13 protein-coding genes are annotated in these 14274 nt (G+C 71.9%); 5 read left to right on the top strand and 8 right to left on the bottom strand.

All coding sequences use genetic code 11. From position 1 onward, the window contains the following. The first annotated feature begins 12 nt into the window (after positions 1–12). From ACYVLJ_RS35040 to ACYVLJ_RS35025, 4 genes are read left to right on the top strand one after another with little or no spacing between them, the layout of a single operon-like run. Complete coding sequence (locus ACYVLJ_RS35040; protein WP_451976973.1) at positions 13–1311, top strand: MlaD family protein; 1299 nt, start codon at positions 13–15, stop codon at positions 1309–1311. Beyond that, complete coding sequence (locus ACYVLJ_RS35035; RefSeq protein WP_460441900.1) at positions 1308–3575, top strand: RND transporter family protein; 2268 nt, start codon at positions 1308–1310, stop codon at positions 3573–3575. Before ACYVLJ_RS35040 ends, ACYVLJ_RS35035 begins: the two co-directional genes overlap by 4 nt. Further along, entirely contained in the window at positions 3572–4873 is a 1302-nt protein-coding gene (locus ACYVLJ_RS35030; RefSeq protein WP_460441899.1) for a peptidylprolyl isomerase, read from the top strand. The genes ACYVLJ_RS35035 and ACYVLJ_RS35030 overlap by 4 nt, the downstream gene beginning before the upstream one ends. Then, positions 4870–5079 carry a hypothetical protein gene (locus ACYVLJ_RS35025; RefSeq protein ID WP_460441898.1) on the top strand — a complete coding sequence of 70 codons (210 nt, stop codon included), beginning with the start codon at positions 4870–4872 and terminating at the stop codon, positions 5077–5079. Before ACYVLJ_RS35030 ends, ACYVLJ_RS35025 begins: the two co-directional genes overlap by 4 nt. A gap of 3 nt (positions 5080–5082) precedes the next feature. On the opposite strand, the gene ACYVLJ_RS35020 is transcribed toward ACYVLJ_RS35025, so the two are convergent. Further along, complete coding sequence (locus ACYVLJ_RS35020) at positions 5083–6231, bottom strand: LuxR C-terminal-related transcriptional regulator (RefSeq protein ID WP_451976984.1); 1149 nt, start codon at positions 6229–6231, stop codon at positions 5083–5085. Positions 6232–6320: 89 nt separating this feature from the next. Then, complete coding sequence (locus tag ACYVLJ_RS35015; RefSeq protein ID WP_460441897.1) at positions 6321–7265, bottom strand: 3-carboxyethylcatechol 2,3-dioxygenase; 945 nt, start codon at positions 7263–7265, stop codon at positions 6321–6323. 104 nt (positions 7266–7369) lie between these two features. Here ACYVLJ_RS35015 and ACYVLJ_RS35010 point away from each other — a divergent pair, with 104 nt between their 5' ends. Then, entirely contained in the window at positions 7370–8506 is a 1137-nt protein-coding gene (locus ACYVLJ_RS35010) for a lytic transglycosylase domain-containing protein (RefSeq protein WP_460441896.1), read from the top strand. 103 nt (positions 8507–8609) lie between these two features. On the opposite strand, the gene ACYVLJ_RS35005 is transcribed toward ACYVLJ_RS35010, so the two are convergent. The 6 genes from ACYVLJ_RS35005 to ACYVLJ_RS34980 form a co-directional block, all read right to left on the bottom strand. Further along, positions 8610–9596, bottom strand: coding sequence for a beta/alpha barrel domain-containing protein (locus ACYVLJ_RS35005; RefSeq protein ID WP_460441895.1), 987 nt, complete (start codon positions 9594–9596; stop codon positions 8610–8612). Between the two features lie 98 nt (positions 9597–9694). Beyond that, entirely contained in the window at positions 9695–10570 is an 876-nt protein-coding gene (locus ACYVLJ_RS35000; RefSeq protein ID WP_451976996.1) for a VOC family protein, read from the bottom strand. A 7-nt stretch (positions 10571–10577) separates the two neighbouring features. Next, entirely contained in the window at positions 10578–11054 is a 477-nt protein-coding gene (locus tag ACYVLJ_RS34995; RefSeq protein WP_451976999.1) for a cupin domain-containing protein, read from the bottom strand. 10 nt (positions 11055–11064) lie between these two features. Next, on the bottom strand, positions 11065–11829 hold the full coding sequence (locus tag ACYVLJ_RS34990) for a Rossmann-fold NAD(P)-binding domain-containing protein (RefSeq protein WP_460441894.1): 765 nt from the start codon (positions 11827–11829) through the stop codon (positions 11065–11067). Further along, complete coding sequence (locus ACYVLJ_RS34985; RefSeq protein WP_460441893.1) at positions 11826–13304, bottom strand: 4-hydroxyphenylacetate 3-hydroxylase family protein; 1479 nt, start codon at positions 13302–13304, stop codon at positions 11826–11828. The genes ACYVLJ_RS34990 and ACYVLJ_RS34985 overlap by 4 nt, the downstream gene beginning before the upstream one ends. Continuing rightward, complete coding sequence (locus tag ACYVLJ_RS34980; protein ID WP_460441892.1) at positions 13304–14161, bottom strand: alpha/beta fold hydrolase; 858 nt, start codon at positions 14159–14161, stop codon at positions 13304–13306. Before ACYVLJ_RS34980 ends, ACYVLJ_RS34985 begins: the two co-directional genes overlap by 1 nt. Positions 14162–14274: the final 113 nt, after the last annotated feature.

Genomic DNA, 14274 nt, shown 5'->3' with positions numbered 1-14274 from the left:
AGGGAGCGTCCAATGAGGATTCCCAGTGGGCTGGTCCCGCACATCCGGACCCTGGTTCTGGCCGTGTTCATCGCCGCCTGCGCCGGCCTGTTCGGCTACCTGTGGCTCAACTCCGGTGGCCGGCTGCCCGGCATCTCCCGGGCGGGCTACACCGCCGAGGTGCAGTTCCGCACCGCGTCGAACCTGGTCTACGACTCGGACATCACCATCGCCGGGGTCAAGGTCGGCAAGGTCCAGGCGCTGCGCACCGAAGGCGACCTCGCGCACGTCACGATGCGGCTCGACCAGAACGCGCCGCTGCACGAGGGGGCGACCGTCCAGGTCCGGAACAAGACCCTGATCGAGGAGACCTACCTCGAGATCACCGACGGCCACGGCCCGGCGCTGCCCAGCGGCACCGTGCTGCCGCCGTCGGCGGGCAAGGAGGCCGTCGAACTCGACGACGTGCTCACCAGCCTCGACCAGCCGACGAAGGAGTCGCTGGGCTCGCTGGTCCGCTCGCTCGGCGCCGGGACGAAGGACACCAAGCAGGGAGTTTCCCAGGCACTGCAAGGACTCGGCGATCTCGGCCGGGAGGGACACGGCGCGCTGGCGGCACTGGCGGCCCAGTCCGGGGACCTGCAGCAGCTGACCGGCAACACGGCGAAGCTGCTCGCGGCGCTCGACACCCGGCGGGGGCAGATCGCCGACCTGGTGACCGACGCCGACAAGCTCACCCAGGCGACCGCGGGCAGCGACACCGAGCTCCGGGAGGTCCTGCGGCGGCTGCCCGGCCTGATGGACACCGCCAAGAACGCCAGTGGCGGGCTGAGCCGGCTTTCGCCCGCGCTGGGCCCGGTCGCGGGCGGGCTGAACGCGGCCGCCCCCGACCTCGACGCGGCGTTGCGGGAACTGCCGGCCACCTCGGCCGATCTGCGTGGCCTGCTGCCGTCGTTGAACGGTGTGCTCGACGCGGCGCCCGGCACGCTGCAGCGGGTGCCCGCGGTGGCCGCGGACGCGTCGAAGTTCCTGCCGACGCTGAACGTGGCCCTGGGCGACGTGAACCCGATGCTGTCCTACCTGGTGCCCTACGGCCGCGACGTCGCGGCGTTCTTCACCAACATCGGGCAGGTGACGGCGCGCGGTGACGCCAACGGCAACGCGATCCGGCTGTTCATGGTCTTCAACGAGCAGAGCGTGAAGGGCCTGCCGCTCAACATCGACGTCGGCCCGCTGAAGAAGAACAACCCCTACCCGGCGCCCGGGCAGTCGGCGAACCCGGGACCGTTCACCGGGTCCTATCCGCGGGTCGAACAGGACCCGCCGAAGTGAGGGGCTTCAAGCTGCGGCGGCCGTCCCGCAAGGTCCTGGCGATGACGGCGGTCCTCGTCGTCCTCGCCGGGTTCGTCGGCACCGGCATCGCCAAGACGCGCATCGAGACCGGCGTCGGCTCGTTCCTGCCGGGCGACGACCCCGCGGTGGCGCGGTTCGACGAGCTGAGCCGGTCGTTCGGCGGCGACCCCGTCGTCGTGCTGCTCGAATCGGCGAAACCCGGGCTGCTGCTCGACCAGCCGCACCTGCCGTCGCTGGTCAAGCTGGAGGGCGAGTTCGCGAAGCTGCCCGACGTCGCCGCCGTGTACGGGCCCGGGACCGTCCTGAACCAGGCCGCCGGGCGGGCCCAGGACCTGATGGCCGAGCTGTCCGGCCGCCGTGACCGCCTGCGGGCGCAGGCCCAGGCCGAGGCCAAGCAGCGTGGTGCGTCCGACAAGGCGGCCGGGAAGGCCGCCGACGACGCGGTGGCCGCGTTCGACCAGCGGTACGGCAAGCTGCTCGTGCAGGCCCTGCCGGCGGGCCTGCCGACGCTGAAGAACCAGGCGTTCGTCAACGCGGTCGTCTTCGGCGCGGACGGGAATCCCCGGCCGCAGTGGCACTTCGTCGTGCCGTCGGCGAACGCGGTCGCGATCCTCGTCCGCCCGCGGCAGAACCTCGACCAGTCCGCCACCGAGCGGCTCGTCCGGGGCGTGCGGGACGCGGTCGGCGCGGCCGCCGTCGACGGAGCGAAGGTGACCGTGTCCGGCGTCCCCGCGATCGCGGGGGCCCTCGCCGACGAGGTCCGCGCGGAACTTCCCCTGCTCGGCGGCGCCGCGCTGGTCGCGGTGGCTCTCTGCTTCCTGCTGGTGCCGTGGCACCGCCGCCGGCACCGGCTGCTGCCGCTGGCCGGTTCGCTGGTGGCCACGGCGGTGACGGTCGCCCTGTTCGGCTGGCTCGGCCGGTCGCTGTCGCTCGGGGTGGTGGCCTTCCTGCCGGTGCTGCTCGGCGTCGGCAGCGACTTCCCGACCTACCTGGCGCGCCAGGCCGACCGGCGGGTCGTGTTCGCGGTCGCCGCCGCCACCGCGGCCGCGTTCGGTGCGCTGGCCTTCGCGCCGTTGCCGTTCGTGCGGGACCTCGGGATCGCGCTCGGGATCGGGGTGCTGGTCGCCTTCGCCGTCGGGCTGCTGTTCCGGCCGGCCGTGGCGGAGCCCGCGCCCGTGAAGGTCTACGGAGGACGGTCGGCGAGCCTGCCCGTACGGCTGGGCGCGGGACTGGCGGTGGCCGCGCTGGCGGCCGGCGGCTGGGCGCTGCTGCCGGGGCTTCCCCTGCAGAGCGACGTCGAGAGCTTCGCGCACGGACTACCCGCGTTCGACGACGCGAAGCACGTCGAGCAGGTCATCGGCTCCTCCGGCGAGGTCGACGCCGTCCTGCACGGCCCGGATGTCACTTCTCCGCAGGCGCTGGCGTGGTTGCGCCAGGCCCAGGACGTGATCGTCGCCCGGCACGGCGACCGGCTGCGTCCCGTCGTTTCGCTCCCGACGCTGCTGAACTTCCTCGGGTCGGCGCCCACGAAGGACGAGATCACCGCGGCCGTGCGCCTGCTGCCGCCCTACCTGACCGGGGCGGTGCTGCGGGCCGACGGGCAGGAATCCGTGCTCTCGTTCGGGGTCCGGCTCGACGACGTCGAGAGCCTGATCGGCCTGCGCGACGACCTCCTGAACCAGCTTCCCCCGGCACCACCCGGGTACCGCGCCGAACTGACCGGGCTGCCGATCGTCGCGGCACGCGGGTACGAGCTGGTCTCCGGCAACCGGTTCTGGACCAACGGGGTCGGCATCGCCGTCGCCGGGCTCGTGCTCGCCGTGGTACTCGCCCGGCGGAGGGATGCCCTCCGCGCCGTCGCCACCGCTCTGGTCGCCACCGGGACGGGCCTGCTCGCCGTGTGGCTGGCCGGGATCTCGCTGACGCCGATCACCATGGCGCTCGGGTCCCTCATCGCCGCCGTCGGCTGCGAGTTCGCGGTGCTGCTGGCGGAAGCCGGACGCCGTCGCGATCACGCGTTGCGCAGATCCGTGCTGCTGGTCGGCGCGGTTTCCACCGTCGGCTACCTCGCACTGGCGCTTTCGCGGATCGATGCCATCCGGCAGTTCGGCCTGCTGCTCGCCGCGGCCGTCGTGCTGTCGATGGCCGCCGCCCGGTTCGTCGGCTGGCTCGTGCCGGCCCGGCCCGGCGCCACTCCGGAAACCAGCCCGGTGCCCGACACACTCGTGGGAGTCACTTCATGAAGATCACCGCATTGCCCGGCAAGGTCCGGCTGCCCCGAAGCCGCCGTGGGCGGATCCTGACCTTGCTCGTCCTCGTCGTGCTGCTCGGCGGAACCGGCCTCGCCTGGTGGTCGACGCGGGCCGACGACTTGCCCGACGACGCGGTCTTCGCCTACGGCGGCCAGATCGAGACCGTCAACCAGCTGCAGGAGCGGATCCAGACCCTGAAGGCGCTCTACGGCGTGCAGCCACCGGACCAGCAGGACACCGCCAAGTCCGACGCGTTCCGCCGGGACACCGCCAAGGCGGTCGCCGTCGGGATGGTGCTCGACCGCGCGGCGGGCGACCGCGGCATCGTCGTCGCCGACAAGGCGGCCCAGGACGTGCTGACCCGGTTCATCTCCCAGCAGATCGGCGAAGGGCCGGACGCCCGGAGCAAGTTCGTCCAGGCGCTCGGCACCACCGGCACGTCCGAGGACGCGGTGCTGGCGGAGATCAAGCGCCAGCTCGCGGTCTCGCAGCTGTTCGACTCGGTCACCGCGGGCAGTTCGGTCGGCGACGGCGAGGTCGCGGACGCGTTCGCGAAGCGGAAGGCGCAGCTGGACACGCCGGAACGGCGGCAGCTGAGCAACATCGTGGTCAAGACCGAGGAGGAAGCCGCCCAGGTGCTCGCCGACCTCAAGGCCGGGACTCCGTTCGAAACCTTGGTGGCCCAGCGGAGCCTGGACGGCGCGACGCGGGACAAGGACGGCGACCTCGGTCAGGTGACCGCGGCGCAGCTCGAGGACGGCTACGCCAAGGCGGCCTTCGCGGCACCGGTCGGCGGGCTGTTCGGTCCCGTGCAGACCGCGCACGGCTGGAACGTCGGCCGCGTCCGCCAGATCCTGCCCCCGCAGCCGGCGGTCTTCGACCAGATCAAGGACCAGCTCAAGCAGCAGCTCACCCTGGAGAAGGCCCTGGCGACGTGGCGCGGCTGGCTCGGGACGCAGCTCGCGAACGCGAACGTGCAGTACGCCGACACCTACCGGCCGGCCGACCCGGCCGCGCCGCCGCAGCAGGCGCCGGGGTGGTCACCGGCGCCGGGCCAGGCAGCAGGTCAGGTCCCGGGCCAGCCGGTACCGGGTCAGGCGGCGGGTCAACCAGCGCCGGGCCCGGCGGCGGGGCAGCCGGTGCCGGGTCAGGTACCCGGGCAACCAGCGCCGGGCCAGGCGGCGGGGCAGCCGGTGCCGGGTCAGGTACCCGGGCAGCCGGTACCGGGTCAGGCGGCGGGTCAACCAGCGCCGGGCCCGGTACCGGGCCAGCCCCAGCCGTCGCGGTGATCGCGGACTTCGCGGCGCTGGCCGAGGCCGGCGCCGCGCTGGTCGCGATCGGACGGTGGGGCTGCCGGGCGGCGGCCGGGCGGGTCAGCCCGGCGCTGCCGGAACCCGAACGCCTGCGGCGCATCGGGAAGCTGCGGGGAAGTGGGCACGCGCTCCAGGTCGTGGGCGTCGTGTTCGCGCTCGCCGCGGTGTGGAGTCTCTGGTGACCCTCAGGCGGACTCGGGGGTGGCCCGGCCCTGCTGGGTCCGCAGGAACAGCGACACCGCTTCCGCGCGGTTCGCGGCGCCGAGCTTGCGCAGGATCTGCTTGACGTGGGACTTGGCCGTGTCTTCCGAAATCGTCAGCCGGGTGGCGATCGCGGCGTTGGTCCGGCCCTCACCCATGAGCCGGAGCACCTCCAGCTGCCGCGGGGTCAGCGCCGACTCCACGAAGGTCCGGACCGGCACCGGCCCGGGCGGCGGGACCACCGGGTCGCCGATGAGCGGCGCCGCCGGGTGGCCGCTGTTCAGGATCCGGTCCATGGCGTCGGCGATGTTCATCGTGAACCGGCCGACCTCGGTCCGCAGCGACTGCAGGCGTTCGACCAGCAGGGTCCGCCGGAACGCGATGCCGAGCCCCTGGGCGAAGGCGCCGAACACCTCGCGGTCGAACTCGTCGACCTGACGCCCCTGGACGTGCCGGTCCGCGTGCACCAGCCCGAGCACGCCGTCGTCGCCGACCACGGGAGCGACCACATAGGACTCCAGGCGGGCGGCCTCGACCAGGCAGGCGAGCCCCCGCGCTTCCCGCTGCGCGTCCGTGACGAGCAAGGCGCGCCGCCTGCGCACAGCTTCGGTCTCGACGACCGTGCGGTCCAGGACGGGGGACTCCGCACGGCCGATCCGCAGGATCTCCGCCGCCCAGGCGGGATCGCCCAGCACGGTGCACGACCGGGGCACCCACACCGACTCCCGGATCTCCGAATACAGCGCGCGGTCGAACCCGAGCCGGCACACCGCCTCCGGCACGCACTCGGCGAGGCGGGCCACCGAACGCGCGTCCTGCAGCCGGGTCAAAGCCTCCTGGACCTGGGCGTGGACCCGCACCCGGAGGTCGAGCCGGGCCTGGCGCAGCCGTTCACGGACGTCGGAGACCTCGATGAACAGATCCAGGACGGCGCCCGCCCGGCCGGCCGCGGCGAGTTCGCCGATCCGCTCGGCGAGCTCGGCCAGCGCCTCTTCCGCGGCCGGGAAGTCATCGGGCACGTCCGGGCCGGGGTCATCGCCGAGCACGGACCGGGCCCGGGTGGTGACGGCCCGGATCTCGCGCAGGACGGCGTGGGGGACGGGGTGCCCGCGGCCGTTCCGGGGCGGAGTCAACGTTGACTTCATGGTTTCCTCTCAAGCCGGGCGGGAACGCGCGGCGCCGGACCCGCTCGCCGGAGGGGTCCGGCGCCGCGCCCGGGGGATCAGGCGTCGGCGGAAACGGCGGTGGTGACGGCGAAACCCGCCACCCACTCGGGCACCGGCTCGTAGAACCGGTAGTTCATCACGTACTTCCCCCGCGCCGCCATCGCGGCGTAGGCGGCGATCCAGGTCCGCACCTCGTGCGCGGAGTGGCCGGCCTGCTCGGCGAACCACTCGGTGCTCCAGGCGTCGACGAGCCCGAGTTCGCCCGCCGAGACCACGTCGAGGAACTGCTGGTCCCACTCCGGGTTGATCGGCTGCATCGACGACGTGCCCGCGGCCAGGTCGAGGCCGGAGGCGATCACGCGGGCCTGTCGCCGGGCACGCTCTTCGGGGGTCGGGTTGCGGCCGTCGATCAGCCGGGCGGCGACCTCGGCCGTGGCGTGTTCCAGCTGGGGGACCGGCGGGTCGTGGGAGAGCCCGCCGGAGCCGAGGAACAGCACGCGCTGCTCGTCGAGGTGCGCGCTCGCGTGGCCGATCGCCGTGCCGAGCTGCCGGACGCGGCCGACGGGGCAGAGCGGGGTGGCGACCGAGTTGATGAAGACGGGGACGACGGGAACGCGGTCGAGGCCGCCGAACAGGAGCTGCAGCGGCTGGGAGAACCCGTGGTCGACGTACATCCGTTCGGACAGCGCGACGTCGATCCCGGCCGCCAGGACGTCCTTGGCCAGCGTCCGCGCGGAGTCGGCGACCGAGAGCTCACCGGCCGGGGTGTCGTAGTCCCCGAGGGCCGTGGCGCGCGTCCCGATGCAGAACGGCGGCATCATGTCGTAGAAGAAACCGTTGTAGTGGTCGGGCGCGAAGAGCACCACGAGGTCCGGGTCGAATCCGGCGATGAAGCGCCGCGCGTGGTCGAAAGCCTTCTCGACCCGCTCTTCAACGGCTTTCGCCGGGTGGTTGAAACCGATCAGCGGCGAATGGGACAGGGCGCACACGGCAACGGGCATCGACCCACCAACCCTTTCTTTACGGTCGTTCTTCCGGTAAGAAACATGCTAGAATCTTAGCATACCAGTCCTCGGTTTCGATGACGCAGCGGAAAGGACCTGGCATGACCGTGCCGATCGGGAATCGCAGCAAAGGCAGCCACCGAGCAGGGCGAAGGAGGGTGGGGAAACGGCACCGGGTCGGCACGACCGCCTACACCGCGGTCGCGCTCACGAGTGCGGTCGTGGTCGGTGGTGGCGTACTGCTGGTCGAACCCGTGGCCGACGGGCGGCCGTTTCCCGCCGGTGCGGCGACCAGCTCGCCGGCACCGGCGAAACCGGGGTGGCCACCCGTGCCGGGAGCGGGGCTCCCGGCCACGCTGCCCGGCGTGCCGGTGCTCCCCCCGCTCGCGGCTCCGGTGGACCACCGGCTCGGTGCCGCCACCGGATCCGGTGCGGAGACGGGCATTCCGGCCACCGTGCTCGACGCCTACCGCCGGGCGGAGGCTTCCCTCGGTCGCTCGGCTCCGGGGTGTCACCTGAACTGGGCCTTGCTCGCGGGCATCGGCAAGATCGAGTCGAACCACGCCCGCCACGGCGACGTGGACGCGCAGGGGACGATGGTCCGCCCGGTCTACGGACCCGCCTTGGACGGTTCGCCCGGCTTCGCCAGGATGGTCGACGCGCAGAGCGGCCAGTGGGCGCGTGCCGCCGGTCCGATGCAGTTCATCCCGTCGACCTGGCAGAAATGGGGCGCGGACGGATCCGGTGACGGCCGGGCGGACGTGCAGAACGTCTACGATTCCACTGAGTCCGCGGGCCGGTATCTCTGCGCCGGCGATCGTGATCTGAATACCGGACCCGGACTGCGGAGTGCCATTCTCGGTTACAACAACTCCGAGGATTACCTGAACAAGGTAATGGCGTGGATGCGCACCTATTCCGCGGGTTCGTTCGCCGTACCGGACGAGCCCGGGTACGCCGGGGAAGATCCGACTTACGACGAAAGCGTGGCCACCGCTGCGGCCCGTCCGGCGGCGCCGCGACCGCCGGCCGCCGGCGACGTCCCGGCCGCGCCGGCGCCGGCCGAGCCGTCCACGCCCACGGCCAAGCCCGCCCCCGCCCCGGTCGACCCACCCGCGCGACCGGCACCGGCACCGGTCGCCGGGTTGCCGATCAGCGTGCCGGCACCGCTCGACGGTGTCGTGGCGACCGCCGGGCAGGCGGTGGGCGGGCTGCTCGGCTCGCTCGGCGCGCACTGAACTGCGGTGACCACTGATGGCGCCGCCCCGGCTGGCTGGGGCGGCGCCATCAGTTTTCCGCGGGCCCGGCCGTGCCACACACAAGCACGGTGCCGGGCGGGCCTCAGGAGGTCCGGGCACGGACTTCGGCGGCGATCCTGCGCCAGCGCCGCCCGTTTTCGCGCGCGCCCTCGGCGTAGGGGCCGGGAACGACGTGGTAGGGCGGCCGGGCGGGACCGGCGGTGACGTACCCGGCCTCGTCGAAGCGGATCTTCTCGAGGGGGATGTTGTACTTGGAGAACTCGGGGAAGTTCGTCCGGGCGAGGAACGGTTCGTAGGTCCACTCGATGCGACGGGTGAGGTGCCGCGCCGTGGCGAGGTCCCCGGCCCGGATCGCGTCGCGCAGCGCGAGCACGGGCTCCGGGCCGCACAGGGCGCTGCTGCTCCAGCACCCGAGCGCCGTTTCCGGGTACAGCGTGTGCGCCGCGAGCCAGTCGCTCTCCAGGGGCAGCAACCGGAGCCGGTCGCCGACCGCCGCCACGTCCGCGCCGAACTTCGGCGTGATCGCGATGTACTTCGCACCGATGATCTGGGGGACCTGCGACAGCTCGGCGTAGGCGGCCGAGGGGATCGGGCCCTTGAACGCCTCGGGGTTGTCGTAGAGGACGATCGCCATGTCCGGGAACAGGCCGGCGACGCCGCGGTAGAACGCCAGCAGAGTGTCGGCGCCGAGTTCGCTCCACATCGGACGGCCGAGGATGACGCCGCGCACGCCGAGGTCCCGCAGGAAGCGGATCCGGTCGACCGTGTCGCGCGTGTTGGGGGCGGTCGCGCCGACGAACAACGGGAGGTCCGGCGCGGTGTCCGAGACCGCCCCCGCGACGCACGCGGCAAAGGCCCGCCATTCGGCCAGGGTCAGGGTCGCCATTTCCCCGAGCGTCCCGTTGGTGATGATCCCGTCCACGCCGTCGGCGACGAGGGCGCGGATCATCCGGTCGGATTCGTCGAGGTCCACGGTGTCCCGTGCGGTGAGGGCGGCCGCGCCGGGCAGGGCCGGGGTCGGCGTGACGGCGATGACGCCGCGAAGGTCGGCCACACCGAACTTCTGCACCACTGGTCTCCTGGGGTCTACAGGGAAAGGGGCGGTCCGCCCGGCAGGTCGAGTGGGGGGCTGCCGCGCCTGCCGGGCGGACCGGGTTTCGGGGGACTTCAGGAAGCGTGGCCGAACGACTCGGGCGGCTGCAGGCCCCACGGGCTGAACGCCTTCGGGAAGTCGTCCCACACCACGGGGTCGTTGCGCCGCACCCGCGGCATCTCGGCCGAGAGCTCGTAGCGGTTGCCCGCGGCCCAGAAGTAGGTGTAGACGTTGCCGCCCACGCCGTGGCGGCCCGGCCCGACCTCGATCGGCACGCCGTGCCGGGCGAGTTCGTCGGCGGCCACCTTGAGGTGGTCGAACGACTCCATCCCGAGCGCGTAGTGGTGCAGTGACTTCCCGGCCTCGGGCGTCGAGATGATCGCGATGTCGTGGTGCAGCGTGCTGGCCCGGCACCAGGCCGCGCCGATCACCCCGGGTGCCGGGGCGAAGATGTCGGACACCTGGAAGTCCAGCAGCTCCACCAGGAAGTCGACCAGCGGCTTGGGGTCCTGCGCCTGCACGGTGATGTGGTCGAAGTCCAGCGCGCGGATCCCGCCGCGGTGCGGGGCCTTCGACGGGTGGATGTACTGCGGGCCGGTCGAGAGCACCGCGAGTTCCATCGCGTGTCCCGACGGCGCCTGGAACCGCAGCGCCTGGACCACACCGGGGTGTTCGTCGGTGCGGGCCTCGGTCGCGACACCGGCTTCGGCCAGCCGCTTCGCGTACCGGTCGAGGTCTTCGGCGTCGTCGACCCGCAAAGCGAACCGCCGGACGCCGGTCCCGCCCTCGGTCAGCACCAGGTCGCACCCGCCGTCGATGCCGACGGAGAACCGCACCGCGCCGTCGGCGCGGCCGATCTCCCGCATGCCCAGCACGTCGGTGTGGAAGCCGACGGCCTCGCCGAGGTCGGCGACGGCGAGTTCGGCGTGGGCCACTTGTGAGATACCCATCGTTGGGTCAGCTCCTGTCCATCTTGTCGTACGGGATGTTCCCGGCGCTTTCCCGCCGGTTGATGCCGAGGGCGTCGAGCTGCCGCGAGTTCTCGACGAGGATCATGCGGACCGGCCCGGCGCCGTCGTTGTAGTGCCGGTGCCAGACCCACGGCGGGGTGTAGACGAAGTCCCCGGCCGACCACCGCAGGGTTTCCGGCCCGATTTCGGAGTAGCCGCTGCCCTCGGTGACGCAGTGCACGGACTCGTGCAGGTGGCGCTGGAGGTCCGTCGCGGTGCCGGCCGGGATCTCCTGCAGGTAGAACTCCATCGACTTCGCCGGGACGTCCGCGAGGACGCCGACCCGGCTGGGGTTGCCGGTCACGTCCTCCTCGAGCCACCGGGCACTCGCCGGGCGGGTGACGAGGTGCTCCGGCATCGACCGCTCCGGGTCGTAGTCCTTCATCTCGTGGAGCTTGTGCATCCACTGGTCGAAATCCGTCATGGTTCTCCCGTCAGGTCGAGGTCATCCCGCCGTCGACGACGTGGGTCTGCCCGGTCTGGAACCCCGAGTACTCGGAACAGAGATGGGCCACGAGCTCGCCGATCTCCTCGGGGTGTCCCCACCGGCCGACGGGCAGTTCGCTCGCGAGCTGCCGCCGTTCCAGCTCTTCGGTCGGCACCCCCGCGGCGGCCGCGCGTGCCGCGGCGAGCGAACGCCGCCGCGGCGTGTCGATGTGCGCGGGGGCGATGACGTGCGTGGTGACGCCACGGGGCGCCACCTCGGCGGCCAGCGACCGCGCGAGCCCGGCCACCCCCGCCCGCATCACGTTGGACAGGTGCAGCAGCGGCAACGGTTTCACCACGCCGACCGAGGTGACGTAGATCAGCCGTCCCCACCCGGCCTCGCACATGCCCGGCAACACCGCGCCGGTCAGCGAGATCGCGCTGTCGAGCAGGAGCCGGTAGGCCAGGTCCCAGTCCTCAGTGGACAGTTCGGTGGCCTTCGCCGCGCGCGTCCCGCCGGTGTTGGACACGAGGATGTCGATGTCCCCGAGCGTTTCCCGCGCGGCGCTGACCGCCGCGGCCGCGGCGCCGGGCCGGGTGAAGTCCGCGATCGCCCAGCCCGCGGCCCCGATCTTCCGGGCCACCTCGCCGGTGTGCGGTCCGGTGCCCGTGATGAAGACTTCGGCGCCGTCCGCGCGCAGCGACGTCGCGATCGCCGTGCCGAGCCCGCTCGACCCGGCGGTCACCAGTGCCCGGCGGCCGTATGCCGTCATGCCGCCGCACCCTCCCCGGTACCGCCGGGCAGGAGGCCGGACTCCTTGATCGAGGTGGCGAGCAGCCCGTCGATCAGGCCCAGCGGTTCGGTCCAGTCGTACTGGGTGAACTGGGTGTTGATGCGGAGGAAGAGCGGATCGCCCGCGTAGAACCGCTCGTAGAGCTCGTGCCGGCCCCCGAAGGCGGAGACCGCGAGATCGGCGGCGACCTTGTAGATCGCGATGCGGTCCAGGCTGTTCGTGTCCGGGCCGCGGTAGAACCGGGCGATGTCCGCGGCGATCGGCGAGTCGAAGGCGCTCACGTCGGCCGGCTGGTACAGCAGGCCGCCGGCGAGGATCTGCTGCAGGATCTCGCGGACACGCGGGTACCAGCGGTTGGCGGAGTTGCGGACCGCGTACAGCGGCCGCACGTCGGGGAACAGGATGCCGTCGTCGTTGGGTTGCGCGCCGGCTTCGGCGGCGAGGACGGCGGCCCGGGTCAGCTCGATGTAGGTGGTGATCTCGCCGAGCGCGTCGCGGACCTGCGGGAACTGGTCGGTCTTGACGATCTCGGTCGCCCGCTTGGCGATGCCCGCCACGAACTGCAGCTTCGCCAGCAGCCGGACCGAGGTCTGGACGCCGGTGAAGGCGTTGGAGTTGATCGCCCAGATGTTGTTGACCCGCTCGAAGTCCTGGTTGATGAAGACGCGCTCCCAGGGCACGAGGACGTCGTCGAACACGACCACCGCGTCCATCTCGTCGAACCGGCTGGAGAGCGGGTGGTCGAAGCCGTTCCCGCCGCCGAACGGCTCGCGGCAGATCAGCCGGACACCCGGGGCGTCGGCCGGGATGGCGAACGCGATGGCGTAGGGCCTCTCCTCGGCCGCGTACTTCCGGAGCGAAAAGGGCCAGACGAGGATCTCGTCGGAGTAGGGCGCGGCCGTGGCGAGCATCTTCGCGCCGCTCACGATGATGCCGTCCGGGGTCTCGCGCTTGACCCCGAGGTAGGTGAAGGGGTCGGGCTGCTGCGACGGCGGCTTCGACCGGTCGACCGGCGGGTCCGCCAGGGCGTGGGACAGGAAGAGGTCGTTGTCCCGCACGTACTTGTAGTACGCGCGCACCCGGTCGGCGCCGTCACCGAAGAACTCGGCGTTGGCGTTCCACGCCACCAGCATCGCGCTGACGAAGTCCGTACTGCGCCCCATCATGCCGAGGCTCGAGTCCGCCCACTGCTTGTGCATGACGCGGCGGAGCTCGAGGTCTTCGGCCGTGCGGGGCATCAGGAACTGCACGCCCGCTCGGCCGGCGCCGTCTTCGGGTGAGAAGAGCATGCTGTCCGTTTCGGACTGCAGGTCGTAGAGGCGGGCGATTTCGGCCGCGGCGCCGGACGTCGCCTTGTGCCCGGCCACGTCGGTGATCTTCTCGGCCCCGACCCACAGCTCAGGGCTGTGGGCGCGCAGCCGGTCGAGGTACGCGGCGCCGTTTCGTGCGGTCATCACTTTCCTTTCAAGAACCTGATGTGGGTCTCGGTGAACTGGTCCGGCTTCTCCCACTGCGGCCAGTGGCCCGCGCCCTCGATGACCTCGAGGCGGCTTCCGGGGATCAGTTCCTCCAGCAGCGCGGCTTCTTCGACCGAAGCCGTCGGGTCGTGGTCGGTCCACAGCAGCAGGGTCGGCGAGACGATGCGGCTGCACCACTGCGACGACCAGACGTACGGACGCCGGTGTTCCCAGTCCTGCACCGCCAGGATGTTGCGCATCGCGGTCTCGAACCCCGGCTGGGTGTAGATCCGCAGCCGCAGGTCGACGAGTTCGTCGGTGACGAGGCTCTTGTCGTGGAAGAGCCATTCGACCCGGGTGCGCACGCTCTGCCGGCTCGCCTCGCGGACCGCCTTCATGCTCGATTCCTTCAGCCCGGCCATCACCTCCGGCTTGTTCGTGATGTTGCCCGGGGTGTTGAGCACCAGCCGGTCGATCCGGTCCGGGTGGTGCGCCGCGGTCCACGCGGCGACCCAGCCGCCGAGCGACTCACCGGAGAGGTGGGCCGTCCCGATGTCCAGCGCGTCCAGGACCGCGATCAGGTGGTCGCTGAGGTAATCGATCGTGTAGGGCCGGTCGGGCTTGGCCGAATGTCCGTGTCCCGCCATGTCGTAGACGACGACCCGGAATTCTTTTGCCAGGTCGCGGATGTTGCGGGAATACGCCTCCAGGTGCCCGCCCGTGCCGTGCACCAGAACCAGTGCCGGCCCGGTGCCCGCCTCCACCACCCGGGTGGCGACGCCGGCCGCGTCCACGGTCCGCTGGCGCAGGTCGACGCCCGCCAAATCGCCCCAGATGCTCACGTGCTGTTCCACAGCAATCCTTTCCTCCTGCGTCGTCCTGCCATGTTGGCATACTAGAATCTCAGAGGCAAGCCGAGGACGTCTCCGGTCAGCAGGGAAAAAGAAAACGGGTGTCACGGCCGACG

Source organism: Amycolatopsis stemonae (assembly GCF_054781455.1).
The sequence above is the reverse complement of the archived record's forward strand: the minus strand, read 5'-3'. Positions and strand labels throughout refer to the sequence as shown.

Coding starts and splice junctions, on each gene's coding strand:
- ACYVLJ_RS35010 (WP_460441896.1), top strand. CDS start 7,370: ATGACCGTGCCGATCGGGAATCGCAGCAAAGGCAGCCACCGAGCAGGG.
- ACYVLJ_RS35030 (WP_460441899.1), top strand. CDS start 3,572: ATGAAGATCACCGCATTGCCCGGCAAGGTCCGGCTGCCCCGAAGCCGC.
- ACYVLJ_RS34985 (WP_460441893.1), bottom strand. CDS start 13,304: ATGACCGCACGAAACGGCGCCGCGTACCTCGACCGGCTGCGCGCCCAC.
- ACYVLJ_RS35015 (WP_460441897.1), bottom strand. CDS start 7,265: ATGCCCGTTGCCGTGTGCGCCCTGTCCCATTCGCCGCTGATCGGTTTC.
- ACYVLJ_RS34990 (WP_460441894.1), bottom strand. CDS start 11,829: ATGACGGCATACGGCCGCCGGGCACTGGTGACCGCCGGGTCGAGCGGG.
- ACYVLJ_RS35000 (WP_451976996.1), bottom strand. CDS start 10,570: ATGGGTATCTCACAAGTGGCCCACGCCGAACTCGCCGTCGCCGACCTC.
- ACYVLJ_RS34995 (WP_451976999.1), bottom strand. CDS start 11,054: ATGACGGATTTCGACCAGTGGATGCACAAGCTCCACGAGATGAAGGAC.
- ACYVLJ_RS35040 (WP_451976973.1), top strand. CDS start 13: ATGAGGATTCCCAGTGGGCTGGTCCCGCACATCCGGACCCTGGTTCTG.